Source organism: Serratia sp. Ae19-1 (genome assembly GCF_059801225.1).
On the sequence record NZ_JBCHWD010000001.1, the window covers coordinates 450158 to 476307 of the forward strand.

Below are 26150 nucleotides of genomic sequence, written 5' to 3' on the forward strand. Positions count from 1 at the left end.
CTTTTTTTTATGCGATTTTGCGACGGAACAGCGCATAGGCGGCGCTGCCGGTGGTGGCGGTGATCACCAGCAGCGGCCACAGGCTGTGCCAGATGATGTCGAAGCTGGCGTCCTTCAGGTAGATCTGCTTGGTGATGTCGGTGAAGTGGCGTATCGGGTTCACCCAAGTCAGATCCTGCAGCCATACCGGCATGTTCTCCACCGGCGAGACGTAACCCGAGAGCAGGATCGCCGGCATCATGAACACGAACACCCCGATGAATGCCTGCTGCTGAGTGGCGCACAGTGACGAAATCAGCAGGCCGAATCCCACCAGCGACAGCCCGTAGATCAACATGGTGGCGTAGAACAACAGCAGCGATCCGGCGAATGGGATCCGGTACAGGAAAATGCCGATCAGCAGCACGATTGAAGCCTGGAACATCGCGACGATCTGCGCCGGCACCGCCTTGCCGATAAAGATTTGCCAGGTGGTAAGCGGTGAGACCAGCAGCTGTTCCAGCGTGCCCTGTTCACGTTCGCGCGCCACCGATAGCGAGGTGACGATCAGCACGCCGATGGTAGTGATCATGGCGATCAGCGACGGCACCACGAACCATTTGTAGTCCAGATTCGGGTTATACCAGTTGCGTACCACCAGCTCGCTGTTGTTGGGTTTGGCGCGGCTGCCGAGCAGCTCGTTCTGATATTCCTGCACGATCTGCTGTACGTAGTTGGCGGCGATTTGCGCGCTGTTGGAGTTGCGCCCGTCGAGCAGCAGTTGCAGCGGCGCGGTGTTGCCGGCGGCGATATCGCGCGAGAACTGCGCCGGGAAGCGGATCAGCAGCAGCGCCCGTTGGTTATCAATGGTAGCTTTTATCTCCTGCGGGCTGCGCAGCAACAGCACGTGTTGAAAGGCCTTGGCCTTGGCGAAGCGTTGGGTCAACTCCACCGAGGACTGGCCGCTGTCCTCGCTGTAGACCGCGATGGTGGCGTTGGTGACTTCCAGCGTCGCGGCGAACGGGAACAGCAGCACCTGCAGGATCACCGGCATGATTAAAATGGCGCGGGTTTGCGGATCGCGCAGCAGCGCCTGCATTTCCTTGATGATGAGCGTCAACAGACGATGAAACATCGCTCTTTCTCCTCAATCCAGCCGGCGCTGGGTTTTCCAGGCCGTCAGGCCGATGAACACCACGGCGGAAGCGATCAGGAACAGCAGATTGATCGCCAGCACGGTGCCGACGTTACCCGCCAAAAACAGCGTTTGCAGCGTGCTGACGAAGTAGCGCGCCGGAATGATGTAGGTCACCGCGCGCACGATGGCCGGCATGCTGTCGATCTGGAAGATAAAGCCCGACAGCATGATCGAAGGCAGGAAGGCGGCGTTCAGCGCCACCATCGCCGCGTTGAACTGATTGCGGGTGAGGGTGGAGATCAGCAGGCCCATGCCGAGGGTGCTGGCGAGGAACAGGCTGCTTATCAGCAGCAGAATGGGCAGCGATCCGCGGTAGGGAACGCCGAGCACCCAGACTGCCACCGCCATGCACAGCGCCATGGCGAACATGCCGAGGAAATAGTAGGGAATAAGCTTCGAGAGCAGCAGTTCGCTGCGGGTCACCTGGGTGGACAGCAAGGCTTCCATGGTGCCGCGCTCCCACTCGCGGGCGATCACCAGCGAAGTGAGGATGGCGCCGATCACCGTCATGATGATGGTGATGGCACCGGGAATGATGTAGTGCCGGCTGATGGCCGCCGGGTTGAACCAGTAACGCATTTGCACGTCGATCAGCGGCTTGTCGCTGCTCCCGCTATCGGCGGCGCGCTGCTGCTGCCAGACTTGCCAAACGCCTTGGGCGTAGCCCTGCACAAAGTTGGCGGTGTTCGGTTCGCTGCCGTCGGTGATCACTTGGATCGGTGCGCTGTCATGCGGGCGCGCCATGCGCTGGTCGAAATCCACCGGGATCACCACCAGACCGCGGATCGTGCCGGCCTGCATTTGCTGAATCAGCTGCTGGCGGTTATCGCTGATGGTTGGTTCGATATAGGGCGAGCCGGCGAAGGCATGGGCCAGATCGCGCGCGTCTTCACTCTGTTGCTCCATCAAGATACCCAGATGCAGTTTGCTGGAGTCGAGATTGATGCCGTAGCCGAAGATAAACAGCAACATCAGCGGGATGACGAAGGCGATCAGGCCGCTGCTGGGATCACGCAGTATTTGCCGCGTCTCCTTCAGGCACAGCGCGCGCAGCCGGCGCCAGGAGAAGCCGCCGCCGTCGATTGGGGATCGGTTGTCGCTCACCGCGTTTCCTCCTTGTCGTAGCCCTGTACCAGCTCGATAAATGCCTGTTCCATTGAAGGATTGGGATTATCGTCGCGCGCCACTTGCAGTTTGAGGTCGTCCGGGGTGCCGGCGGCGATGATCTTGCCGCGGTACACCAGGCCGATGCGGTCGCAGTACTCCGCCTCGTCCATAAAGTGGGTGGTCACCATCACCGTGACGCCTTTGTCGACCATGCCGTTGATGTGCAACCAGAACTCGCGTCGCGTCAGCGGATCGACGCCGGAAGTCGGTTCGTCGAGGAACAGAATGTCCGGTTCGTGCATCAGCGCGCAGGCCAGCGCCAGGCGTTGCTTGAAGCCGAGCGGCAGCGCGTCCGGCGTTTGAGCGAGGATCGGCGCGAAGTTAAAGGCGCGGGACATTTCATCGATTTTATCGCGTTGCGCCTTGCCGCTCAGGCCGTAGACGCCGGAGAAGAATTTCAGGTTCTGCGCCACCGTCAGGTTGCCGTACAGCGAGAATTTCTGCGCCATGTAGCCGAGCCGTTGGCGCGCCTTGCCGGAGCTGATCTTCAGATCCATCCCCAGCACCAGCGCCTTACCTTCGGACGGCACCAGCAGACCGCACATCATTTTAAAGGTGGTGGACTTACCGGCGCCGTTCGGGCCGAGCAGGCCGAAAATTTCACCGCGCCGCACCTGAAAGTCGACGTGATCGGTGGCGGCGAAGTCGCCGAATTTTTTGGTCAGCTGCACCGCTTCGATCACGGTTTCGCCGCTTTCACCGTTGACGGTCGGCATGATCTCCGCCAGCGCCGAGCGGTGGTTGGGGCCGCCGCCGAGCAGATCGATAAACGCATCTTCGAAGCGTGGATCCGCCTCGTCGAGTTCGGCGTCCGGCAGATCCAGCGCCTGCAGCAGTTGGCGGTGATCCTCGCCCTCCTTCAGGATCAGGCGCAGAGATTTTCCCTGGATCACCCCGTCGGTGACCGACGGCAGGCAGATCGCCCGCTGCAGCAAGGCGCGATGACTGCCGGGCGGCGCGGCGATCAACACCGTGCGCCCGGCCATGCGTTGGGTCAGATCCTGCGGCGCACCGCTGAACAGCAGTTCGCCCTCGTTGAGCAGCAGCACCTCGCGACACTGCTCGGCCTCATCGAGATAGGAGGTGCTCCACAGGATCAACATGCCGTCGTTGGCCAGTTCGTGCACCATGCGCCACAGCTCGCGGCGCGAGATCGGATCGACGCCGACGCCCGGCTCGTCCAGCAACAGCACCTGAGGCTCGCCTACCAGCGTGCAGGCCAGGCCGAGCTTCTGTTTCATGCCGCCGGACAGCTTGCCCGCCAGGCGCTCGGTGAAACGCGTCAGATCGGTAAATTTCAACAGCCGTTCGAAGGTCTGGCGGCGAAGATCGCCGGTAACGCCGCGCAGATCGGCGTACAGCGTCAGGTTCTCCATCACCGTCAGATCCTCATACAGCCCGAACTTCTGCGGCATGTAGCCGAGGATCGCGTGCAGTTGGCGATCCTGGGCGATCGGATCCAGCCCGGCGACCCGCAATTTGCCGCTGCTGGGCTGCAGCAGCCCGGCCAGCATGCGCAGCAGGGTGGTTTTGCCGGCGCCGTCCGGCCCGACCAGCCCGATGACCGCGCCGCTGCGCAGGGTGGTGGTCAGGCTGGCGACCGCCGGTTTTTCAAGCGACGGGAAGCGTTTTTCCAACCCTTCCAGTTCGATGGTGTGCGCCTGTTCCATGGCCGGCCTCAGGGTTTGGCGAAGCGCAGGGTAACCGGCATGCCCTGGCGCAGCGCATCGTCGGCGTCGGTGACGATCACCCGCAGGCGGTACACCAGATCGGTGCGCAGATCCGGCGTTTCAACGCTTTTCGGCGTGAATTCCGCGGTCGGCGAGACGAAACCGATCTTGCCGTGGTAAGGCTTGTCGGGCCGGCCGTCGGTGTAAATTTCCAGCTCGGTGCCGGGCACCGCCTGGTTCAGGCTGGTCTCGTTGACGTAGGCGCGCACCCACACCGGCCGGGTCAGCGACAGGGTGAACACCGTACCGCCGGCGCCGAGCATGGTGCCCGGCTCCACCGCGCGGGTCAGCACCGTGCCGGCGGACGGGGAGACCAACGTGGCGTCTTGCAGGTTCAATTGCGCCTGCGCCAGCGCCGCTTCGCTCTGCGCCACGTCGGCCTTGGCCTGTTCAATCTCTTGCGGGCGATTGCCGCTGCGGTATTGCGACAGCTTGTCCTTCGCCGCCTGCAGGTTGGCCTGCGCCTGATTGCGGGCGGTGCGCGCATCCTCCAGCGCGTCGGCGGACGTGGCGTTTTTCGCCCACAGCCCTTGCTGGCGCTTCAGGAAGCTGTCGGCGTAGGCGAAGGCGGACTGACGTTGCGCCATTTCTGACTGTACCTGGGCGATCTCTTCAGTGCGATAGCCGGCCTGCAGCAGCGACAGTTTGGCGCGCGCGCTGCCGACGTTGGCCTCGGCCTGCTGCAGCGCGTTGCGGTAGGGGGCATCGTCCAGCTTGCCGAGCAGCTGGCCCGGCTGAACGGCATCGCCTTCATCCACCGTCAGCGACGCCAGGCGGCCGTCGACGCGAAAACCGAGGTTGACCGTGCGGATATCGACGTTGCCGTACAGCGTCAGCGGCTTATCCTGCTGCTGTTGGTAATGCCAGACCGCGTAAGCGGCGGCCGCGATCAGCAAAATTAACAACACGATCAAGGCACTGCGTTTTTTGTTCATAACACTCCCTGCCTGAATTTACGCGCCATGGCGTTGGCGCAGCCCAATAACCAAAATCTCGATATGCTCGCTCAGCACCGCCGCGATCTGCGCGGCTTCACTTTCACCAATCTCTTGCCAGCCAGCCTGACGACGGATGGTCTCTCGCGCAACGCGGAACGACAGCACCTCGCCGATCAGCGCGTGGGTATGCAGCACCAGGCGAGTGGCGTGCTCGTCAATGCCGGTCGCGGCAGACAGCAGGCGGCACAGCCGCTCGTGCATCGGCGCGATCACCTGGCTGTGGATCAGCGGGTAAGCGTCGGTCGGGGCGAGCTGTTCGCGCGACATGATTTTGCTCAGGTTCAGCGTGTGCGGTTGAGTCATCAGCGCGCTGAAGGCCAGCAGTCCGCGTTGCAGCAAGCGCAGCGCGGCGTCGGGTGTGTGGTGTTCGGGGGCTTCTTGCCCAAAGCGATCGGCTTCTTCGGCCAGCGGGGCGAACGCCTGCTGGATGAAATCGGCGAGCGACTGCGCAACGGCCAGATACAGCCCCTCTTTGGAACTGAAGTAATAGGTGATGGCGGCGATGTTCTGGCCGGCGCGCTGAGCGATATCGCGCGTGGTGGCGCCCTGCAGGCCGTATTCGCCGAACAGTTCAGTCGCCGCGGCGAGCAGCTGCCGGCGCGTTTGCTCGCCGCGCGCCCGGCCGGCGGCCTGATGAGGTACGGAAGCTGGCATGGGTCACGCTCAAAGTTAATCAATCATATGATTAACTTTATGCCAGATTGTCTAAAACGCAACCGCTAACCACAATGAGTTATGTGATCGGTCTCAGACAATGCTGAATTTACGGCAGATTGTGCTTTCTACGCGTAAAAGTGCTTTTTATTGCGCGACTTCTGTTACAATCGCCGCCTGGTGCACTGCAGTTTGTGCCAATCCCTCGTGGTCATGCTTAATGCCCCGTCTGATCATCCTCCCAGGAAACTGCACCGAACACCGTTAGGTTAGGGGGGATCTGGAGTTTTTCTCTTTATGTCATTTGAAACCCTCGGCTTAAGTGCTGAAATTGTGCGCGCTGTTGAAGAACAGGGCTATCGCGAACCGACGCCAATTCAGCGTCAGGCTATCCCTGTCGTGCTGGAAGGTCGTGACCTGATGGCCAGCGCCCAGACCGGCACCGGTAAAACCGCCGGTTTTACCCTGCCGTTGTTGCAGCTGCTGAGCAAGCATGACCATCCGGTCAAAGGCCGCCGCCCGGTGCGCGCGCTGATCCTGACGCCAACCCGTGAGCTGGCGGCGCAGATCGGCGAAAACGTCGATGCCTACAGCAAACACCTGCGCCTGCGTTCGCTGGTGGTGTTTGGCGGCGTGAGCATCAACCCGCAGATGATGAAGCTGCGCGGCGGCGTCGACATCCTGGTGGCGACACCGGGCCGTCTGCTGGATCTGGAGCATCAGAACGCGGTTGACCTGTCCAAAATTGAAATTCTGGTGCTGGACGAAGCGGATCGCATGTTGGACATGGGCTTTATCCACGACATTCGCCGCGTGCTGGCCAAGCTGCCGGCCAAGCGCCAGAACCTGCTGTTCTCCGCGACCTTCTCCGACGACATCAAGGCGCTGGCCAACAAGCTGCTGCACAACCCGGCTTCGGTGGAAGTGGCGCGCCGCAACACCGCGTCCGAGCAGATCGAGCAGAGCGTGCATTTCGTCGACAAGAAGCGTAAGCGGGAACTGCTGTCGCAGATGATCGGCGAAGGCGATTGGAAACAGGTGCTGGTGTTCACCCGCACCAAGCACGGCGCCAACCACCTGGCGGAACAGCTGAACAAAGACGGCATCACCGCCGCGGCGATCCACGGCAACAAGAGCCAGGGTGCCCGTACCCGCGCGCTCGCCGACTTCAAAGACGGCCGCATTCGCGTGCTGGTAGCGACCGACATTGCGGCGCGCGGTCTGGATATCGACCAGCTGCCGCATGTGGTGAACTACGAGCTGCCTAACGTGCCGGAAGACTACGTACACCGCATTGGCCGCACCGGCCGCGCGGAGCGTACCGGTGAAGCTATCTCGCTGGTGTGCGTGGATGAACACAAACTGCTGCGCGACATCGAACGTCTGCTGAAGCGTGAAATTCCACGTATCGCGCTGCCGGGTTACGATCCGGATCCGACCATCAAGGCCGAGCCGATCATCAACGGCCGTCAGGGTGGCGGGCGCGGTGCACCGCGCGGCAACGGCGGCGGCCAGCGTTCCGGTAACGGCGGCGGTCAGCGCAGTGGCAACGGTAACGGCGGCCAGCGTGAAAACCGTGGCAACGGCAACGGTAACGCCCGCCCGCAGGGTGATGGCCAGCGTCGTTCCGGCGCGCCATCTTCGCGCCGCCCGCGCAGCCGCAAACCGGCCGAATAAGCCTGATTGCTCAAAGAGTAAGCCGCCGATACGGGCGGCTTTTTTTTTGCCTGGCGGAACGGCATTTTCGTACTAGGCTGGACGGTGGCTAAACCTAATTCCAGGAGACGGAGATGAAATTGAAGTGCGCAATTCTCGATGATTACCAACAGGTGGCGCTCAAAATGGCGGACTGGTCGGCGCTGGCCGATCGGGTGGAGGTGTCGGCCATCAGCTCGCACTTTACCGATGAAGCGGAGCTGGCGGTGCATCTGCAGGAGTGCGACATTCTGGTCATCATGCGCGAGCGCACCCCGATGACCGCCTCGCTGTTGGCGCGGCTGCCGAAGCTGAAGCTGCTGATCACCTCCGGCATGCGCAACGCCTCTATCGATCTGGCCGCCGCCGCCGAGCGGGGCGTGGTGGTGTGCGGCACCGCCAGCGGGTCGGCCGCGCCGATGGAGCTGACCTGGGCGCTGCTGCTCGGGCTGGCGAAGCATATCGTGCCGGAAAGCGTCGGGCTGCGGAACAACGGCCCGTGGCAGCTGGGCTTAGGCGTCACGCTGCAAGGAAAAACGCTGGGGCTGCTGGGGCTGGGCAAGATCGGCGGCCAGATGGCCAAGGTAGCGCAGGCGTTTGGCATGCGGGTGCTGGCCTGGAGCCAGAACCTGACGGCGGAGCGGGCGGCGCAAGAGGGTGTCCTGCTGGCACCGTCCAAACGGGCGCTGTTCGAACAGAGCGACTTTGTCTCCATTCACCTGGTGCTGAGCGATCGCAGCCGCGGGTTGGTGGGGCGTGATGAATTGGCGGCGATGAAACCCACCGCCTACCTGATCAACACCTCGCGTGCGGGTATCGTCGATCAGGCGGCACTGGCGGACGCCCTGCAACAGCGGAAGATCGCCGGCGCCGGGCTGGACGTGTTCGAGACGGAGCCGTTGCCGGCCGACGACGTGTTTCGCCAGCTGCCCAACGTGCTGGCGACGCCGCATGTGGGTTACGTGGCGGACGACAACTACCGCGCCTACTTCACCGAGGCGGTCGAGGATATCGCGGCGTTCCTCGCCGGCCAACCGATCCGCCGGCTGGGCTGACGGCATTTTTAATGCCCGCTGAGGCTTGTCTGGCGCGGGCATTCACCCGTATCATTGCGGGTCTTTTTTTAGCTGGGATTGGTCATGCGCGTATTATTGGCTCCGATGGAGGGCGTTCTCGATTCTTTGGTGCGTGAGTTACTCACTGAAGTGAACGACTACGATCTGTGCATCACCGAATTTTTGCGCGTGGTCGATCAGCTGCTGCCGGCCAAGTCATTCTACCGGCTGTGCCCGGAGCTGCGTCATGCCAGCCGCACGCCGTCGGGCACACAGGTGCGCGTACAGCTGCTGGGGCAGTACCCGCAGTGGCTGGCGGAGAACGCCGCGCGTGCAGTGGAACTGGGCTCTTACGGCGTCGATCTCAACTGCGGCTGCCCGTCCAAGCTGGTGAACGGCAGCGGCGGCGGGGCGACGCTGCTCAAAGATCCGGAACTGATCTACCAGGGCGCCAAAGCGATGCGCGCGGCGGTGCCGGCCCATCTGCCGGTCACGGTGAAGGTGCGTCTGGGCTGGGACTCTTCCAACCGCAGTTTTGAAATCGCCGATGCGGTGCAGCAGGCGGGCGCCAGCGAGCTGACGGTGCACGGCCGTACCAAAGAGGATGGCTACAAGGCGGATCGCATCAACTGGGCGGCGATCGGCGAGATCCGTCAGCGGCTCAGCATCCCGGTTGTCGCCAACGGCGAGATCTGGGATTACCAGAGCGCGCAGGATTGCCTGCAGGCGACCGGTTGCGACGCGATCATGCTAGGGCGCGGCGCGCTCAACGTGCCGAACCTGAGCCGGGTGGTGAAGTATAACGAACCGCGCATGCCCTGGCCGCAGGTGGTCGAACTGCTGCAAAAATACGCCCATCTGGAAAAACAGGGCGACACCGGCCTCTATCACGTGGCGCGCATCAAACAGTGGCTGGGGTATTTGCGTAAAGAATATGACGAAGCCACCGAACTGTTCAGCGAAATACGTGCGCTGACGACATCCGGGGATATTGCGCGAGTCATCTGTCGCAGCTAAAAATAAACCCGCACGCGGCGGGTTTATTTATAATCGGCATTATCAGGCGGCTTTATCGAGGCGGTTTAATTCTATCTCGATATCCTGAATGGTTTTTTCCAGCCCTTCCAGGCAGGCGCCCTGTTTATTCAACAGGTCGTTGATGGCTTCGGCGAATGCCTTATTTTTGCATTCCCCCTGATCGAAGGCCAGCCAGTGTGCGGAGAGCGTTTCGGTATTCGACTGCGCATAGTGGCGCATTTCCTTCAGCTGGGAAGCGACGTTACGTAAATTATCCAGCTGCGCCTGTGCGTTTGCATTGTTGCTCATGAATTTCTCCTTGAGTTGGCCGTTAAATAATTTCGACTGCGGGATTAAGCTTACCCCATCTAAATAAAAATATCACCCTTGGTGGCCCTGGTGGTTATTTTTTAATGGACGATGTGATATTTATTTATCGGTTGAACAAGGACTTGGGTGGAATTGTAAAAATAGATAAATACGGTTTTTTTGTCGGTTATTTCCGGCCATTCCATGCGGAATGACCGTTATTCTAACGCTTAAGAGTGATGTTTATTATGCCGCATCCGCCAGCATAAACATGCCGTAGGGGTGTATTTCCAGATAATAGTGCTCGCCGACGTTGGGCTGCAGACGGGTGGCGTTAACCTGCAGCAAAATCTGCTGCCCATGCCACGCCACCGTTACTTCATACTGCGGCCCCATGTAAGCGACATGCTGGATCACGCAGCGCTGGCTTTCCTCGCCGTGCTCGCTCAGCGTGATCGCTTCCGGCCGCACACCCACCGTGCCGGCGCCCTCGGCGGCAAAGTGCGCGGGGCGCGGCAGGCGATAGCCGCTGATATCGACATGATCGGCGCCGAAGCTGGCCGGGAACAGGTTGGCGTCCCCCATAAAGCTCGCCATAAAGCGCGACGCGGGCTGCCGATAGAGATCCTGCGGCGAACCGATCTGCATGATATGCCCCTTGTTCATCACCAGCACGGTGTCTGAGACCGCAAAGGCCTCGCTCTGATCGTGGGTGACGTACAGCGACGTGATATCAAACTGCTTCTGCAACTCGCGGATCTTTTCGCGCATGCTGCGGCGCAGGTTGGCGTCGAGGTTGCTCAATGGCTCATCGAACAGCAGCACTTTCGGCTTGAGGATCAGCGCACGCGCCAGCGCCACGCGCTGTTGTTGGCCGCCGGAGATCTGATCGACGTAGCGATCGTCGAACCCCGCCAGATCCACCATCGCCAGCGCTTCCTGCACGCGCGCTTTCACTTCGGCGCGCGGAATGCCGAGCATCTTCAGCCCATAGCCGACGTTTTCCCCCAGCGACATATGCGGGAACAGGGCGTAAGACTGGAACACCATGCAGATATCGCGCTGCTGGATGGAACGATGGGTGACGTCTTCGCCATCGATGAAGATCTGCCCGTCGCTCGGTTTCTCCAGCCCGGCGACCAGGCGCAAAATGGTGGTCTTGCCGCAGCCTGAAGGGCCGAGCAGCGTCACCATTTGCCCCCGCGGGATGGTGAGCGTGATGTTATCGATAACCGTGTTGCTGCCGAACCGTTTGGAGACGTTGCGCAGTTCAACGAAATTTTTCTGACTCATAGTGCGCTCCATTACGCCTGGTTTTTGGCTTTTGAACGGGAGATGCGAGCCTCGCCGATCAGCCAGTCAAAGAGGAAAATAATCGCCAGCATCACCACGATCAGAATTGAACCGTAGGCGATCGCTACCCCGTATTCGCCGTCTTCTACGCGGTTGAGGATATAGGCGGTGGCCACGCGGGTATCGGGCGTCACCAGGAAGACGATGGCGCTGACGGTGGTGATGGCGCGCACGAAGCTGTAGATCAGCGCCGACAGGATCGCCGGGCGCAGCAGCGGCAGCAGGATGTGCGTGATGGTGCGCAGCGAGCCGGCGCGCAGGCTGAGCGAGGCTTCGTCCAGCGATTTGTCTATCTGGCCCAGTCCGGCGATCCCGGCGCGAATCCCCACCGGCACGTTGCGCATCACCATCGAGATAATCACGATGGCGGCCGTTCCGGTGAGGTACACCGGCGCGCTGTTGAAGGCGAGAATGTAAGAGACGCCCGCCACGGTGCCCGGCACCGCAAAGCACAGCATGGTGGTGAACTCGATGGTCTTTTTGCCCCTGAACTGCTGGCGCACCACGATCCAGGCGATCAGCAGGCCGAACGCGGCGGTGATCGGCGCGGCGATCCCGGCGTACAGCAGCGTATCGAGCAGCGAAGGCCACGCGCCGTCGCTCATGCCCTGACCGAACAGCTTGATGAAGTTATCCAGCGTCAGCGTGTAATCCACGCCCCAGTTGACGGTGAAACTGCCGTAGAAAATGCTGCCGTAGAGCAGGGCGTTAAAGGCTACCCACACTGCCAGCAACGCCATCACGCTCCAGACCAGCGTGACCGGCAGCGGCTGCACGTCGCCGCGATAGGATTTGCCGGACACGGTGACGTAGGAACGCTTGCCGATCCACAGGTACTGAATGCAGAACACCAGCAGCGAGAACAGCAGCAGGAAGGCGCCGAGGGTGCTGGCGGCCTGATAGTCGAGCTGCGAGCCGGTGATGTAGAAATAGATTTGCGTCGCCAGCACGTCGAAGTTGCCGCCGAGCACCAGCGGGTTGCTGAAGTCGGCCAGCGATTGCACCACCACGATCAGAAACGCGTTGGCCAGCGCCGGTTTCAGCAGCGGCACGAACACGCCGTTAAAAGTTTGCCAACGGCTGGCGCGCAGGGTGTAGGAGGCCTCTTCCAGCGAAGGATGAATGGTCTTGATCGCGCCGTCGAGGATCATGAACGCCATCGGCGTGAACGCCAGCACCTGCGCCAGCCAGATGCCGGTAAAGCCGTACAGCCAGTTGGTGTTGGTCAGGCCGAACCAGGCCACCATCCACTCGGTGACGTAGCCGGAGCGTCCCATCATCAACGTCACGCCCAGGCCGACGACGAACGGTGGCGTGACGATGGGCAAGATGGAGAAGATGCGGCCGATAATGGCGCTGCGCCTGGCGATGCGGGTGGTGTAAATCGCCAGCACCAGGCCGAAGAAGGTACAGCCGGCGCCGACCGCGATCGACAGGGCGATGGAGTTGAGGATCACCTGAACGATATGCGCCTGCGACAGCACGTTCATAAACGCCAGCGGCGCGAAGGCGCCCGTCTGGTCGGTGAACATCGGAATGAAAATCGCGATGCTCGGCCAAACGATGAAGACGCCGATCAGCGCCACGATGGTGACCAGCGCGCCGATAACGAAACGGTCGCCGCCCAGCCATTCGAGGCGGGTCAGCGCCAGCGTCATGATGGCGCCCAGCGCGATAAACTGCACCAGGGTGGCGTAGCCTAAACCGCGTCCCGCCAGCGTGGCGCTGACGACGATAAAGACCATGCACAGCAGCGCCCAGCCGGCATCGAACGCGTGCCGCCGCCGTTCACCGCCCGCCGCGGCTTGGGGACGCAGCAGCAACAGGCTCGGCAACAGGCACCAAAGCCAACTGATATTGCGATTTGACCAGCCGTAGGCCGCGAGGATCTCTTCGCCGGTGGACTCCAGCAGGCCGTAATCCAGGCTCCAGCTCGGCAGCAGGGCGAACGCCAGCCAGCCAAGCAAGACCCAAAGGGATATCGCATCTCGTTTATTCACGAGATGGAGTGCATGTGTATGTGACATAAGTTTCCCGGATGTTCAGGCCGGGTAAGGTATGAGGCTTACCCGGCAACAGGCGCAGAATGTGGGCTTATTTACCCATCTTGACTTCGCTGACCCACTTGTTGATCAGCGCCTTGCGGACCTCGGTCGAGCCGTACTTGTCCATGTCGTAGTTGATCAGCTTCAGATCGTCGAGCTTCAGCGAGTTCGGCGAGGTATCGGCGGTAGTGTTGGTCAGGATCTGATAGGACTTGCCTTTCTTCCACGCCAGCTCCTGCGCCTCTTTCGACAGCACCCAATCAACGAACAGCTTGGCGTTGTCGAGGTTGCGCGCGCCTTTGAGGATGCTGACGCCGCCGATTTCGTAGCCGGTGCCTTCACAAGGCGAGATCAGCTCAAGCGGCGCGCCCTGTTCTTTTTCGAGCGAGTAGTCATGCAGGAAACCGATGCCGATCGCCGTTTCACCGCGGGCGGCGTTGCGCGCCGGGGCAATGCCGGACTTGGTATACTGCGAGACGTTGGCGTTCAACTGCTTGAGGTAATCGAAGGCCTGGTCGTCTCCCCACAGCTGGGCAAAGGTCGCCAGCGCAGTGTAGGCGGTGCCGGAGCTCTGCGGATCGGCGATTTGAATCTCGCCTTTGTATTCCGGTTTGGTCAGGTCTTTCCAGCACTTGGGCACCGGCAGGTTTTTCTCTTTCAGGCGTTGGGTATTGACGCCGAAGCCGAGGATGCCGACGTAGACCGCCGAAGAGTAGTTGCCTTTCAGCTTCGCCGGGTCGCGGAATTGCGTCATCACCTGTTCGAGGTTCGGCGATTTGTACGGCTGCAGCAGCCCCATTTCACCGGCCTGGGATTGCGGATCGAGCGTACCGCCATACCAGACGTCCGCCTGCGGGTTTTTCTTCTCGGCGTCCACTTTCGCCAGCGTGCTGCCGGAGCCGTTGCGGATGAACGAGGTTTTCACGTCATATTTCTCGCCGAAGGCTTTGGTTTCCGCTTCGCACATTTCATTGGTGGCGCTGCAGTAGACTACCAGGCGGCCCTTGGCGTGCGCGGCGCCGCTCAACGTCGCCAGCGCGATGCCGGAAGCTATCAGGGTAGTGACCCACGTTTTTTTCATTGTTTTATCCTTCTCTCGGTAGAGGTGGTAACGCTCGCCATCAACAGCGGCATCAGCAATAAACCCATAAGAACGGCGGCGATCGACAGCAAACTGAACATGCCTGACCAGCCGTAGCCTTCGATGACCTGCGACAGTGGCCAGCCCGCCAGTGCGGCCCCCAGATAGGCGAACAGGCCGAGAAAACCGGTGATGGAGCCGGCCGCGCCTTTGTGCCCGCATTCCACGGCGGCGAGGCCAATCAGCATCTGTGGGCCGAAGACAAAAAAGCCCACCGTAAAGAAACAGCCCGCCAGCAGCGCGTAGTGGTGCACCGGCGCCAGCCACAGCGCGGCGACGGAAACCATCAGCACGAGCGTGAACAGCAAAATCATCGGCGCGCGCTGCCCGCCGAACAGCAAATCCGAGCCCCAGCCGGCGAACAGCGCGCCGAGCAGACCGCCTGCCTCGAACAGCATCACCGTCGCGTTGGCGCTGAGCAGGTTGACGCCGTGGCTTTCCGTCAGCCAGAGATTGCCCCAGTCGTTCAAGGCGATGCGGATCAGGTAGACCAGCACGTAAGAGACGCCCAGCAGCCAGATCATCGGGTTCTTCAGCATCGTGGTGCGTAACATCCGCCACAGTCCCATCGGCGGGCTTTGCTGTTCCTGACGCAGCTCCAGCGGATCGTGACGCCATTGGCCGACCGACGGCAGGCCTTCTTCCTGCGGCGTGCCTTTCAGCCGCCGCGTGAGCCAGATGCCCAACACCATGCTGACGGCCCCCGGGATCAGCATCGCCGCCTGCCAGCCCCAGCGTTGGGCGGCGAAGGCACTGATCAGCGGCACTAACGCGCCGCCGAGGTTGATCGACATATTCCAGCAGCCCCACCAGAAGCCGCGCTCGTTGCGCGAATACCAGTGGGTCAACAGCCGCGCGCAGGGCGGCCAGCCCCAGCCCTGAAAGAAGCCGTTCAGCGCCCAGACCACCAGCAGCAGCGGCAGCGATTCGCCGAAGGCGAACACCAGGTTCAGCAGGCCGGTGGCGAACAGGCCGATCCCCATAAACCTGCGCTGTCCGTGGCCGTCGTGCCACAGTCCGGCGGCGAATTTCGACAGGCCGTAGCTCAGGTAAAACAGCGAGCCGAGCAGGCCGATGTCCCCTTTATCCAGCCCCAAATCCGTTTGCAGCGCCGGCAGCACGTAATTCACGCTTTTGCGCGTCAGGTAAAAGGCGGCGTACCCGATGACCATGTACAGCAGCAGTCGCGGGCGCAGCGCGCGGTAACGGTGATCGATTTCAGATGCCGAGCGTGCCTGCATAGCCGCCTCCCTGGTGCTGACTATAAGAAGGTGAAAGGGAAAGGGGATGAGAGAAAGTCCGGAGTGGCTAAGACTTTTTCCTAGTTAGCCGGCGCTTTGTGGCAAATTTGTGGGCAGGTTAACAATTACCCGCGTGCCGCGCTGCGTTTCCAGCGTCAGTTCGCCGCCGAGTGCGCTGACCCGTTCGCGCATCCCCTGAATGCCGAAGCCGGGCATCGGGTTTGCACGGATGCCGACGCCGTTGTCCCGCACCTCGAGGTGCAAAAGCGCGCCTTGTTGATACAGGACGATGACGACCTCGCTGGCCTTGGCGTGTTTACACACGTTGTTGAGCAGCTCTTGCAGCAGCCGGTAGAGGGTGAAACGCACCGTCTCGCCGGCGGGCGTGTCGGTCAGCCGGTAGTCGAAACGGCAACGGATGCCCCGTTCGGCAAAGGCGAATTCGTTCAGCAGGTGGTGCAGCGCCTCTTTGAACGCCAGCTCGTCCAGCGCGGGCGGGCGCAGCTGGCGCAGCAGCTGGCGCGTGGAGTGATGAATGCGCCGGGCGAGATCGGCTATCTGGTTCGCGGCGGCCTGGGTTTGCACCGCATCGCGCGCCCGTTTGACCAGCTGCGACTGGATTTGAATCGCGGTGATGTTCTGGCCGATTTCATCGTGCAGCTCGCGCGCCAGATTTTTCCGCGTGTCTTCTTCGGCGTGGATCAGTTTTTCGGTCAGCGCCCGCCGCGCCGCCAGCTCCTCTTCCAGGCGGCGGCGATAGTGGTGCAGGTTTTGCGCCAGGTGCTGCTGGCGGCTGATGGCGATGCCCAGGCCGATGCCGAGCAGCGCCTGCGTTGCCAGAAAGATCTCCAGCTCGACCAGATTGCCGAACCCTCCGCCGACCTGCCGGGCGAGGGTGATCATCATGCTGCCGAGCAGGCCGGACAATACGCCGCCCTGCCAGCCGAACTTCCACGCCATCACCACATTCGGCAGAAACACCACGATCAGCAGCAGGCGTTCGATTTCCGGCGACAGCACCATCTGCGTGCCGATGCCGATAACGAAAAACAGGCTGCACCAGATGATTAAGGACGCGCGTAGCGGCGGGTTGGTGGTGTCCAGCCCCAGCAGATGGTAACGGTGCTGCTGGCGCAGAAATTCAAAGATCAGGTAGACGAACGGGGTCAGCAAGACGCCGCCGGTAAACGACGCCAGGCCGAGCAGCATCGCCGGGCTTGGCACTAATGGCGTAAGCAGGGCGGTATTGAGCAGCGAGGCGGCGGTCACCGCAGCCAGCAGCAGCGTCAGCCGCTGCCAGTAGAGCGGAAAACGGCGCCAGACTCGTTGCGCGAGCGCCGCCGGGATCAGGGTGATAAACGGCGCGGCCAGCAGACCGTAGCCGCTCAGCAGGCGTTCGCCGTGCAGCCAGAACAGCAGCAGCATCGGTGGCGCTATCAGGGCGGGCCAATAGCGACGCGCCAGCAGGATCAGCAGCGCGAGATAGACGCCGTGCGGCAAAAACAGCACTGCCTGATTGCCGTTGTGGGTCAGATAGAAACCGAGTGTCCACAGCATCAGCCAGCCGCTGCCCCAGGCCAACAGGATAAACAGCGAGATAACCCAGGGGCGGAAGCGGGGCGACATCAATGCCCCGCCAGCAGCTGATGGTCGAGGGCGAAATGCACCAGCTCGATGGTGCTGCTGCACTGCAGCTTGCCCAGGACGTTGGCGCGATGTACATGCACCGTTTTATGACTGAGCTCGAGCTTGAAAGCGATCTCCTTTACGCTGTCGCCTCTGACCAGCAGATCGAAAATTTCGCGCTCGCGCGGAGTCAAGGCTTCCAGCGCCGTGTTCGGTTGCTCGCCGCCGCGCAGCGCCCGCAGCGCGTCGGCGCACAGGTAATGGCCGCCCATATCGACGGAGCGTACCGCCTGCACCAGTTCTTCCGGCCCGCAGCGTTTGGTCAGATAGCCGCTGGCGCCGGCATCCAGCGCGCTCTGCACGAAGGTGGGAGAGTCATAGATGCTGAGGATGATCGCGCGGAACTGCGGTTTGTGCGCCCGCAGGCGCTTCAACAGGCTCAGGCCGTTTTCATCCGGCATGGCGATGTCCATCACCGCGACGCTGACGTCTTCGCGCAGCAATGCCGGCCAGGCCGCCGCCGCGCTGCTGTATTGCCCCACCACGTCGAGATCGTCCTCGAGGCTGAGCAACTGGGCAAAGCCTGAGCGCACCACCACATGGTCATCCACCAGTATCACACGGATCATTTTTCGCACTCTGCTGCCGAATCATGACCCTATGATGCCTGCCGCCGCGGGGCTGGCAATCAGCCAAGCGCGGTTATGCAATCGATGTAACAGAATCGTAATAAAAGGGCGCCGCCGGCGCCGTTAACGATCCACATCGATGGCGAAATGCTGCCACAGCGCGGCGCGGCGTTCCTCTTCAGAATGCAACGTCGTTTCGTGGCGCTGGTGATCTTCGGTCACGATCAGCTTCATGTCGCTGAGGGTGACCCGGCCGTGGTCCGTCGGCCGTGAACATACCAGGCGTTGGGTGAAGTGCGATTGCGGCGAGGTGCTGTGGAAGTGGCACATCTCGTCGAACTCATGCAATTCGCGCGGCTGAACGGTAAAGCGATACAGCGTTTTGGCATGCGAACGCTGGTCGCCGTTGCGGCGCTCCAGCAGGTAATACTCGCCTTCCCGCTCCAGGTGGAAGGTGCCGCTGGCCTGCGGTTGCGGCTCGGCGACGACGATCTTCAGCGGCGTCAGGAAGGAATCGCCGAAACCGACGTCCACCAGCCAGGCCTGGTCCGCCAGATCCACCCGCAGCGCCAGATGGTCGTAGCGCGGGCCGAAATGGCCGTCGCGCGCGCGGATCTCGCCGGAGATGAAGCTCACCTTGAAGCCGAGCTCTCGCAGCAGCAGGGCGAACAGCGTGTTCAACTCATAACAGAAACCGCCGCGGTTACGCTCGACCACCTTGCTGAACAGCGCCTCCGGCGCCAGCTGAATGCCCTGATGATAAATAATGCTCAGGTTCTCGAACGGGACGCTCAGCATGTGGCGATGGTGCAGCTGTTGCAGCGTGGGGAGGTCAGGGCGGGCGCCGCCGGTAAAGCCGATATGCTGCAGGTAGCTTTGTGTATCCACAGGGTGTCTCGCATGAGAAAAAGTAGGCATAAAATAGCGGGCTTTGCGGCTTTTGTGAGCGCATTCCGTGCTGCGCTGTCGCTGCTGCCGCAAACTGTCACTGGTCGGCGCTAGCCTGTTCCCCGGAGTTCAACATTGCAGGAGAACGGCTATGCAAGATTTCAAACATCGGGTGGCTCTGGTGACCGGCGCTTCCACCGGCATCGGCGAAGCGATCGCCGCCGAGCTGTTTCGGCGCGGAGCCACGGTGGTGATGACCAGCCGCCACGCCGCGCCTCTCGCCGCCGCCGCCGCGCGGCTCGATCCCGACGGTCGACGCGTGATGACGTTGCGGATGGACGTGCGCGATGCGCCGTCGGTGCAGCAGGGCATTGAAGAGACGGTGCGGCGCTACGGCGCGCTGCATCTGCTGGTCAACAACGCCGGGATCACCGGCCCGCACGAGGTGGGTATCGATCGGTACGCGGTCGACGATTGGCATGAGGTGATCGCCACCTGCCTGAGCGGCACGTTTTTCGGCATGAAGTACGGCCTGCCGGCGATCGTCGCCGGCGGCGGCGGGGCGGTGGTGAACCTCTCTTCCGCCAACGGGGTGGTGGGCATTGCCGGGATCGCGCCCTATACTGCCGCCAAACATGGGGTGCTGGGCTTGACGCGCTCGGCGGCGCTGGAATTCGCCACGCGCGGCGTACGCGTCAACGCCGTCGGGCCGGGCTATGTGGATACGCCGGCGATGGGGGCACTGCCAGCGTCGGCGCGGGCGCAGATGGCCGCTTCGCACCCGATGGGGAGAATGGCGACGCGGGAAGAGGTGGCGAAAACGGTGGCCTTTCTGCTTTCGGATCACAGCAGTTTCACCACCGGCGCGTTCTACAGTATCGACGGCGGTTATACTGCGTGCTGAGCCAGCGTCTGCAGCCAGGCCAGAAACGCCGCCGCGCCGGGCTTTTCCAGCGTGCGCGCCGGGTAAACCACGTAGTAGGGTTTGCTGAGCGGCAGCGCCGGTTCGGCCAACGTGACCAGCCGGCCTGCCGCCAGTTCGCGGGCGATCAGCCGCCGCTGGCCGAGCAGCACCCCGCGCCCTTGCACGGCGGCGTCGATGGCCAGTGAAGTCAGGTTATAGGTCAGCCCGCGCCGTGGCGGCGGCATGCGATCGGCGGCGGTGAACCACTCGTGCCATCCCGGCAGAAACTGGCTCTCCTTGCCCCAGTCAACGTGGAGAAGCGGCTGCTGCGTCCAGTCGCCGCGATCGCGCAGCGCCGGGCTGCACACCGGCTGTACCCGATCCTGAAACAGCCGCGCCTTTTCCAGCAGCGGGTAATCCTGATCGCCGAAGCATAGGGCGAAGTCCGCCGTCGAATGGGCGAAATCGACCGGCGCATGGGTGGCGTGCAGCCGCAGATCGCCGTCGGGGTATTGCGCCAGCCAGGCGTCCAGCGCCGGGTTCAGCCACTTGGAGGCCAACGCCGGCAGGGCGAACACCGTCAGCGCCTGCTTGCCGCGCTGGCGTTCGACGTGCTGCTGCGCCACGCGCAGCGTTTCAAACGCTTCCTGAACATATGCCAGGTAGTCCGCGCCCTGTTCGGTCAGCGTGACGCCGCTTTTGGCGCGGATGAACAGCGTGATGCCCAGATGCTGTTCGAGCTGGCGGATCTGCTGGCTGACGGCGGCGGCGGTCAATGCCAGCGCATCCGCCGCGCGGGCCAGACTGCCGGTGCGGGCGGCGGTTTCGAACGCCAGAATGGCGCTCAGTTTGGGCAGGCGCGCACGAGACGGTGAGTGCATGGGCAGGGTTATCGCTAAGAATTGGTTAACTTATCCATAACGTATTTTTGTTATGGCGGCAATGCGCCATTCGCTACAGTGAGAGGCATCCGGCTATCGCACTCGAGGGGAACGTCATGCCGCAACTTGCCGATATTATCGATCTGTCCGCCCATCCCATTGGCGACGCCGCGTTTCGCGCCCGCTGCAGGCAAACGCTGGAGAGCGCAGGCGCGCTGGTGCTGCCGGGATTTTTGCGCGACGCCGCGCTGGCGACGGTGCGGCTGGAAGGCGCCGAACAGCACCATGCGGCGTTTTACGCCACCAGCAAGCACAACGTGTATCTGCGGCCGCAGGACGACGCGCTGCCGGCCGATCACGCGCGCAACCGGCTGGTGGTGTCGTCCAAGGGCTGCATTACCGACGAGGATATTCCGCCCCAGTCGCCGCTGCGCGCGCTGTACGACGCCCCGGCGTTTCGCGAGTTCCTTTGTGCGGTGCTGGATGAGGCGCAGCTCTATCCCTACGCCGATCGGCTGTCGTCGATCAACCTGCATTACGCGCGCGCCGGCCAGGAGTTGGGTTGGCACTTCGATAACTCGTCGTTCGCCATCACGCTGCTGATCCAGAAACCGGCGGCGGGCGGGCGTTTCGAATATGTGGAGAAGCTGCGCGACGCCGACCGCGGCGAGATGAACTATGCCGGGGTTGCGCAGGTGCTGGACGGGGAACGAGCAGCCAAGCGGCTGGCGATCGAGGAGGGGGATCTGGTGCTGTTTCGCGGGCGCAATGCCCTGCACCGGGTGACGCCGACCGAAGGCGACGCTACGCGCATGCTGGTGGTGCTGGCCTACAATGCGCAGCCGGGCGTGATGCTGTCGGAAAGCGCTCGAATGACGTTTTACGGCCGGTTATAACGGATAAAAAAACCGCCCCGGAGGGCGGCTTGTCGATTTAGCGTTGGTTCTGTTCTTCGTGAGCCTGCTGTTCCAGTTTCACTTCCTGCGCCCGTTTGCGCAGGCCGAACCAGCCCAGCGTCAGCAGCACCGCCAACACCGGAATGGTGGCGATGGTCCAGGTGCCGTTCGGGTAGTCGAACGCCATCATCACCACCACGGTCAGCAGGAACGCCAGCGTCAGCCAGGAGGTGAACGGCGCGCCCGGCATTCTGAACGAGACAGGCTGAGCGCGGCCTTCGCGGATGGCTTTGCGCAGGCGCATCTGGCAAACGATGATAAACGCCCAGGAGGCGATAATGCCCAGCGAAGCGATGTTCAGCACGATCTCGAATACCCGCGACGGCACCAGATAGTTGAGCACCACGCCGATCACGTAGATGCCGCAGGTGACCAGAATGCCGGCGTAAGGCACCTGTTGGCTGCTCATCTTGGCCATCAGCTTCGGCGCGGAGCCGCCCATCGCCAGCGAGCGCAGGATGCGGCCGGTGGAGTAGAGGCCGGAGTTGAGGCTGGAGAGCGCGGCGGTCAATACCACGATGTTCATCACGGTGCCGATATAAGGCACGCCCAGCTTGCTGAAGAAGGTGACGAACGGGCTTTGGCCGGCCTGATAGGCATTCCACGGCAGCAGCAGCACCAGCAGTACCACGGAGCCGACGTAGAACAGACCGATGCGCCAGATCACGCTGTTGATCGCTTTGGGCATCATTTTGGCAGGATCCTTACACTCGCCGGCGGCAGTGCCGATCAGCTCAATGCCGGCGAAGGCGAAGATCACCCCTTGCACCAGCACCAGCGCGGGCAGCAGGCCGTGCGGGAACATGCCGCCGTTTTCGGTGATCAGATGCAGACCGGTGGTATTGCCCGCCACCGGAGTGCCGGTACCGAGGAACACCACACCCACAATCAGGAACAGCGCGATGGCGGCCACTTTGATCAGCGCGAACCAGAACTCCATTTCGGCGAACCATTTCACGCCGATCATGTTCATGGTGGCGACGATGCCGAGCGCGCCGAGGGCGAACAGCCATTGCGGCACGTCGGCGAAGGTGCCCCAGTAGTGCATGTACAGCGCCACCGCGGTGATGTCGACAATGCCGGTCATCGCCCAGTTGAGGAAGTACATCCAGCCGGCGACGTAAGAGGCTTTTTCGCCGAGAAACTCGCGGGCGTAAGAAACGAAGCTGCCGCTGGAAGGCCGATGCAGCACCAGTTCGCCCAACGCGCGCAGAATGAAGAAAGAGAAGATCCCGCAGACCAGATAGACCAGCGCCAGGGCCGGCCCGGCCAGCTCGAGACGGCCGCCGGTACCGAGGAACAACCCGGTGCCGATCGAACCGCCGATGGCGATCATTTGGATCTGCCGCTTACCCATGCTTTTGTGGTAACCGGATTCATGGGAGTCCAGCCAGCGTCTTCTGGCGGCGTGTTTGTCATCCGCCGACTTGTTTTGTGAGTGCATTATCCGTCCTGTTTACCTGTCTGTGATTAACTCCGCCCTGAGCTGCAGAGCAATCGATTGCCATCAGCAATCGTAATGAGAATGAGGTCGTGGCATCATTCCGCTGTTTATTGTGTATACAGCCGCCGTTAAATAACGGCGTGGCATGCTACCGTTTCCCGTTAAATGTGGCAAAAAAACCTGTGTGCAAATAGTGATCAAGTGTGTTTGTTTTTTAAACTGAAAACAAAAGCGCATATTATTCAGTAAGATGAGTCTCATTATCAACACGGAAATATCGAACGATAAAAGTGATTGAAATCACAGAATAATAATTACCTCGCAAATTAAAGGGATTTGGCGGTTATTTGGCTCGGAGGAGAAGGGGGGGAAAAATAAAGCGGTGGCGCCTGCGCAGCGATGAGCGTGCGCAGGCGAATAGGACGAGGGTTATTCTCAGGCGGATTCACCGGCCGGCAAAGCCGAAGCCGGCAGGCCGAATAGCTTGTCGAACGCCCAGTTAAACAGGAAGGTGTAGCAAGGAATGATGACGATGAGCGCCATATCCAGCAGCAGCGCTTGCCACAGCGTGATGCCCATCCACCAGGCGATCAGCGGGATCAGATACACCACCAGCGTCAGCTGAAACCCGACCGCGTGCAAAATGCGGCGCTTGAGGGTGCGGGCGCGCGATGCCTGGCGGCTCTCCCACCACTCGAATAAGTAGTTGTAAATGAAGTTCCAGCTGACGGCGATAGTGGTGATCACCACCGCCAGCGGTCCGGTGCTGGTCGGCGCGTGGCCCGACAGCAGCGCCAGCCCCAGCGCCGAGATCGTCATGCCGATGATTTCATAAGCGGTGACATACACCAGTTTGCGTTTGACGCCCTGCATTGTTTTCTCCCGATCTGTTTTTAGTTGCCTCTGCGGCGACGGCGGCTAAGATAACGTCAATCACATTGATAGAAAAAGTCAGGAGCTGTCAGTTTTACTGATAGATTAAACGATGAATTTTTCCAGCGACAACATCGAGCTGTTTCTGGCGGTGCTCGATCGCGGTTCGTTTTCCGCCGCCGCCCGCGCGCTGCGGCGCGTGCCTTCCGCCGTCAGCATGGGCATCGCCAACATGGAGGCGGAGCTCGGTTTTGCCTTGTTCGACCGTTCTCACCGCGAACCGACGCCGACCGCGCTGGCCCTGGCCCTGGCGCCGCATGCCCGACTGATCGCCGGGCAGCTCAAGCAGCTGCAGGTGCACGCCATCGAACTGTCCCAGGGGCTGGAAAGCACGCTTTCGATCGGCGTGGCGTCGGATATCAACGGCGCCGGCCTGCTGGCGGCGGTGAAAACGCTGTCGCAGCGTTATCCGCTGCTGAACATCGAAGTGCTCAGCGCGCCGCAGGACGACGTGTTGCACATGTTGCACCAGGGGCGCATCGGCGTTTGCCTGGCGTTCGGCGGGCTGAACGTCAACAGCGCGGAACAGTTCCACTTCGTCGGCGCGGAATCGCTGGTGGCGATGTTGTCGCCGCAGCATCCGGCGCTGGACGGCGCTGCGGGCGAGCTGTTTCTCGAGGATCTGGTCAACGTGCGGCAGATCATGGTGGCCAGCCGTGACCTGCCGATCGGCGATCTGCGTCCGCAGGTGGCGGAGGCTTACTGGCGCACCGATAGCCTGCCGATGGCGCTGAATATGGTGGAAGCGGGGCTGGGGTGGGGGAATTTCCCGCTGTCGCTGGCCGAGCCGCTGCTGGCGCAGGGCCGGCTGATGCGGCTGAAATTCAAAAATACCAAGAACGAGCTGCGCTTGCCGATGCATTTGATCTGGCAGAAGAACCGCCCGCTGGACAAGGCGGCGCGCGAGCTGGTGGCGCTGATGCGCGAGGCGCCGCAGAAAAGCTGACGCCGGGTGCGCTTGCTCACTCCGCGTGGCGTTTGCGCCACCAGAAGCGCACCAGCAGAATGGCGGCGATCGCCAGCGCGACAAACAGCAGGCTGGAGAGTTTTTTGTCGAAGCCGGTAACGAAGCTTTCGATCGCCTGGCCGCCAAAATAGCCGAGCATGACGAAGATCGTCGCCCAGAGAATGGCGCCGAGGATGTTAAGCGGCACGAAGCGCGAGGGCGGCAGGCGGCTGGCGCCGATCAGCACCGGGCCGATGATGCGGAAACCGTACATAAAGCGCACCCCGATAACGAACAGCATCGGGTGGCGGGCGATCAGCTTTCTGGCGCGCGCGATGCGCTTTTCCTGCCCTTTAAGGCGTGAGATCACCCGGCCTTCGAACCGGCGGCCGGTGAAGAACAGCAGCTGATCCCCCAGCGTGCCGCCGAGCGCCACCACCGCAATCACCCACGGCCAGTGCAGCAGCCCTTCGTGGGCGGCGATGCCGCCCAGCAGCGTGATGGTCTCCCCCTCAGCCAGGCAGCCGATAAACAACGCCCAGTAGCCGTAGTCCGTAATGTAGTGGGCCAAATCGGTCATTCCTTACTCCTTATGTGACTGACGCATAAGGGCAAGTATACGCCCGATCGCTAGCCTTGGGCGATCTGGGCCACCAATGCTCTGCGCCGCTGCAGGCTTTCCGCCATCTGCGCCTGCACTCTGGCGTAAATATGCGGCGGGGCCAGCTCCGGCGTGCCGCCCGCGAACGGTGGCGCCGGGGCGTATTCCAGGTAGAGCTGGATCATCTGGGCGGTGTCTTCGCCGTGCAGTTCGGCGATCAGCGCCAGCGCGAAGTCGATACCGGCGGTGACGCCGCCGCCGCTGATCACGTGGCCGTCGCGTTCCACGCGCGCTGCGCTCGGCACGGCACCGAACAGCTTCAGGCTGTCGCGCATCGACCAGTGGCAGGCGGCGCGTTTGCCTTGCAGCAGACCGGCGGCGGCCAGGATCAGCGAACCGGTGCATACCGAGGTCAGGTAGCGGGCATCGGCGCCCAGGCGACGGATCTGCTGCATGAACGCCTGATCCTGCAGCGCCTGCGTGCAGCCGCTGCCGCCCGGCACGCACAGCACGTCGCAGCGCGCGATCTCCGGCAGCGGGCGCAGCTGGGTGAAGTGCAAGCCTTCAGACTCGACATCCGCGCCGTCTACCGAGGCGACGATGATTTCCGCGCCCGGCATGTGGCGCAAAAACTGCAGCGGGCCGGTAAAGTCGAGCTGAGTGACGCCTTGATAGATGGGAAATACAATCACTAATGGTTCAGACATGATATTCGCCTCATTTTTATCGTTGGACCTGGGTCATAATAGCCGCCCTGTTT

The 26150-nt window shown here is 62.0% G+C and carries 24 protein-coding genes; 6 read left to right on the forward strand and 18 right to left on the reverse strand.

Annotated features, from left to right (window positions below; translation table 11 throughout):
• Nucleotides 1-7 precede the first annotated feature (7 nt).
• Genes AAIE04_RS02245 through AAIE04_RS02265 form a run of 5 tightly spaced genes read right to left on the reverse strand, consistent with a single transcriptional unit; the run spans nucleotide 8 to nucleotide 5726 of the window.
• Nucleotides 8-1114, reverse strand: a complete 1107-nt coding sequence (locus AAIE04_RS02245; RefSeq protein WP_154746708.1) for an ABC transporter permease — start codon at nucleotides 1112-1114, stop codon at nucleotides 8-10.
• Between the two features lie 12 nt (nucleotides 1115-1126).
• On the reverse strand, nucleotides 1127-2281 hold the full coding sequence (locus AAIE04_RS02250) for an ABC transporter permease (RefSeq protein WP_498576403.1): 1155 nt from the start codon (nucleotides 2279-2281) through the stop codon (nucleotides 1127-1129).
• Entirely contained in the window at nucleotides 2278-4014 is a 1737-nt protein-coding gene (locus AAIE04_RS02255) for an ATP-binding cassette domain-containing protein (RefSeq protein WP_498576404.1), read from the reverse strand. The genes AAIE04_RS02250 and AAIE04_RS02255 overlap by 4 nt, the downstream gene beginning before the upstream one ends.
• 8 nt (nucleotides 4015-4022) lie before the next feature.
• Entirely contained in the window at nucleotides 4023-5009 is a 987-nt protein-coding gene (gene hlyD / locus AAIE04_RS02260) for a secretion protein HlyD (RefSeq protein ID WP_099981677.1), read from the reverse strand.
• An 18-nt stretch (nucleotides 5010-5027) separates the two neighbouring features.
• The gene (locus AAIE04_RS02265) at nucleotides 5028-5726 is read right to left on the reverse strand and encodes a CerR family C-terminal domain-containing protein (RefSeq protein ID WP_019453978.1); all 699 of its coding nucleotides are present in this window, start codon (nucleotides 5724-5726) and stop codon (nucleotides 5028-5030) included.
• 297 nt (nucleotides 5727-6023) lie between these two features.
• On the opposite strand from AAIE04_RS02265, the gene rhlE reads away from it, so the two are divergent.
• The 3 genes from rhlE (at nucleotide 6024) to dusC (ending at nucleotide 9493) form a co-directional block, all read left to right on the forward strand.
• Nucleotides 6024-7403 (forward strand): ATP-dependent RNA helicase RhlE, encoded by a 1380-nt coding sequence (rhlE, locus tag AAIE04_RS02270; RefSeq protein ID WP_154746712.1) that lies wholly within the window; start codon nucleotides 6024-6026, stop codon nucleotides 7401-7403.
• A 113-nt stretch (nucleotides 7404-7516) separates the two neighbouring features.
• Nucleotides 7517-8476, forward strand: coding sequence for a D-2-hydroxyacid dehydrogenase family protein (locus tag AAIE04_RS02275; RefSeq protein ID WP_154746713.1), 960 nt, complete (start codon nucleotides 7517-7519; stop codon nucleotides 8474-8476).
• 84 nt (nucleotides 8477-8560) lie between these two features.
• Nucleotides 8561-9493 (forward strand): tRNA dihydrouridine(16) synthase DusC, encoded by a 933-nt coding sequence (dusC, locus tag AAIE04_RS02280; protein WP_498576405.1) that lies wholly within the window; start codon nucleotides 8561-8563, stop codon nucleotides 9491-9493.
• Nucleotides 9494-9535: 42 nt separating this feature from the next.
• Here the strand turns inward: dusC and AAIE04_RS02285 are convergent, their stop codons facing one another.
• From AAIE04_RS02285 to AAIE04_RS02320, 8 genes are all read right to left on the reverse strand, one after another.
• Nucleotides 9536-9802 carry a hypothetical protein gene (locus AAIE04_RS02285; protein ID WP_049201133.1) on the reverse strand — a complete coding sequence of 89 codons (267 nt, stop codon included), beginning with the start codon at nucleotides 9800-9802 and terminating at the stop codon, nucleotides 9536-9538.
• 246 nt (nucleotides 9803-10048) lie between these two features.
• Nucleotides 10049-11095: a ferric ABC transporter ATP-binding protein gene (gene fbpC, locus AAIE04_RS02290; RefSeq protein WP_197667300.1), complete on the reverse strand. Its 1047-nt coding sequence runs from the start codon at nucleotides 11093-11095 to the stop codon at nucleotides 10049-10051.
• Nucleotides 11096-11106: 11 nt separating this feature from the next.
• The gene (locus AAIE04_RS02295; RefSeq protein WP_498576406.1) at nucleotides 11107-13182 is read right to left on the reverse strand and encodes an ABC transporter permease; all 2076 of its coding nucleotides are present in this window, start codon (nucleotides 13180-13182) and stop codon (nucleotides 11107-11109) included.
• Nucleotides 13183-13249: 67 nt separating this feature from the next.
• Nucleotides 13250-14281 carry an ABC transporter substrate-binding protein gene (locus AAIE04_RS02300; RefSeq protein WP_016928667.1) on the reverse strand — a complete coding sequence of 344 codons (1032 nt, stop codon included), beginning with the start codon at nucleotides 14279-14281 and terminating at the stop codon, nucleotides 13250-13252.
• On the reverse strand, nucleotides 14278-15606 hold the full coding sequence (uhpC, locus tag AAIE04_RS02305; protein WP_498576629.1) for an MFS transporter family glucose-6-phosphate receptor UhpC: 1329 nt from the start codon (nucleotides 15604-15606) through the stop codon (nucleotides 14278-14280). Before uhpC ends, AAIE04_RS02300 begins: the two co-directional genes overlap by 4 nt.
• Before the next feature lie 60 nt (nucleotides 15607-15666).
• Complete coding sequence (locus tag AAIE04_RS02310) at nucleotides 15667-17208, reverse strand: MASE1 domain-containing sensor histidine kinase (RefSeq protein WP_154746717.1); 1542 nt, start codon at nucleotides 17206-17208, stop codon at nucleotides 15667-15669.
• Nucleotides 17208-17837 carry a response regulator gene (locus AAIE04_RS02315; RefSeq protein WP_498576407.1) on the reverse strand — a complete coding sequence of 210 codons (630 nt, stop codon included), beginning with the start codon at nucleotides 17835-17837 and terminating at the stop codon, nucleotides 17208-17210. Before AAIE04_RS02315 ends, AAIE04_RS02310 begins: the two co-directional genes overlap by 1 nt.
• A gap of 123 nt (nucleotides 17838-17960) precedes the next feature.
• Nucleotides 17961-18725, reverse strand: coding sequence for an arylamine N-acetyltransferase family protein (locus AAIE04_RS02320; RefSeq protein WP_498576408.1), 765 nt, complete (start codon nucleotides 18723-18725; stop codon nucleotides 17961-17963).
• 151 nt (nucleotides 18726-18876) lie between these two features.
• Here AAIE04_RS02320 and AAIE04_RS02325 point away from each other — a divergent pair, with 151 nt between their 5' ends.
• A complete protein-coding gene (locus AAIE04_RS02325; protein ID WP_498576409.1) occupies nucleotides 18877-19629 on the forward strand; it encodes an SDR family NAD(P)-dependent oxidoreductase in 753 nt (250 codons plus the stop codon).
• Here the strand turns inward: AAIE04_RS02325 and AAIE04_RS02330 are convergent.
• Nucleotides 19614-20510 (reverse strand): LysR substrate-binding domain-containing protein, encoded by an 897-nt coding sequence (locus AAIE04_RS02330; RefSeq protein WP_498576410.1) that lies wholly within the window; start codon nucleotides 20508-20510, stop codon nucleotides 19614-19616. The two genes, AAIE04_RS02325 and AAIE04_RS02330, sit on opposite strands and share 16 nt — an antisense overlap.
• A 116-nt stretch (nucleotides 20511-20626) precedes the next feature.
• Here AAIE04_RS02330 and AAIE04_RS02335 point away from each other — a divergent pair, with 116 nt between their 5' ends.
• Nucleotides 20627-21406 carry a HalD/BesD family halogenase gene (locus tag AAIE04_RS02335; RefSeq protein ID WP_019453965.1) on the forward strand — a complete coding sequence of 260 codons (780 nt, stop codon included), beginning with the start codon at nucleotides 20627-20629 and terminating at the stop codon, nucleotides 21404-21406.
• Nucleotides 21407-21443: 37 nt separating this feature from the next.
• Here the strand turns inward: AAIE04_RS02335 and ansP are convergent, their stop codons facing one another.
• Both ansP and AAIE04_RS02345 read right to left on the reverse strand, forming a co-directional pair.
• Entirely contained in the window at nucleotides 21444-22910 is a 1467-nt protein-coding gene (gene ansP / locus AAIE04_RS02340) for an L-asparagine permease (protein WP_498576411.1), read from the reverse strand.
• Nucleotides 22911-23345: 435 nt separating this feature from the next.
• Nucleotides 23346-23783, reverse strand: coding sequence for a PACE efflux transporter (locus AAIE04_RS02345; RefSeq protein WP_019453963.1), 438 nt, complete (start codon nucleotides 23781-23783; stop codon nucleotides 23346-23348).
• 112 nt (nucleotides 23784-23895) lie between these two features.
• Here AAIE04_RS02345 and AAIE04_RS02350 point away from each other — a divergent pair, with 112 nt between their 5' ends.
• Nucleotides 23896-24789, forward strand: a complete 894-nt coding sequence (locus tag AAIE04_RS02350) for a LysR family transcriptional regulator (protein WP_498576412.1) — start codon at nucleotides 23896-23898, stop codon at nucleotides 24787-24789.
• A 16-nt stretch (nucleotides 24790-24805) separates the two neighbouring features.
• Here the strand turns inward: AAIE04_RS02350 and AAIE04_RS02355 are convergent, their stop codons facing one another.
• Both AAIE04_RS02355 and AAIE04_RS02360 read right to left on the reverse strand, forming a co-directional pair.
• Nucleotides 24806-25369 carry a DedA family protein gene (locus tag AAIE04_RS02355; RefSeq protein WP_063918947.1) on the reverse strand — a complete coding sequence of 188 codons (564 nt, stop codon included), beginning with the start codon at nucleotides 25367-25369 and terminating at the stop codon, nucleotides 24806-24808.
• 50 nt (nucleotides 25370-25419) lie between these two features.
• Nucleotides 25420-26097 (reverse strand): DJ-1/PfpI family protein, encoded by a 678-nt coding sequence (locus tag AAIE04_RS02360; RefSeq protein ID WP_019453960.1) that lies wholly within the window; start codon nucleotides 26095-26097, stop codon nucleotides 25420-25422.
• Between the last annotated feature and the right edge of the window lie 53 nt (nucleotides 26098-26150).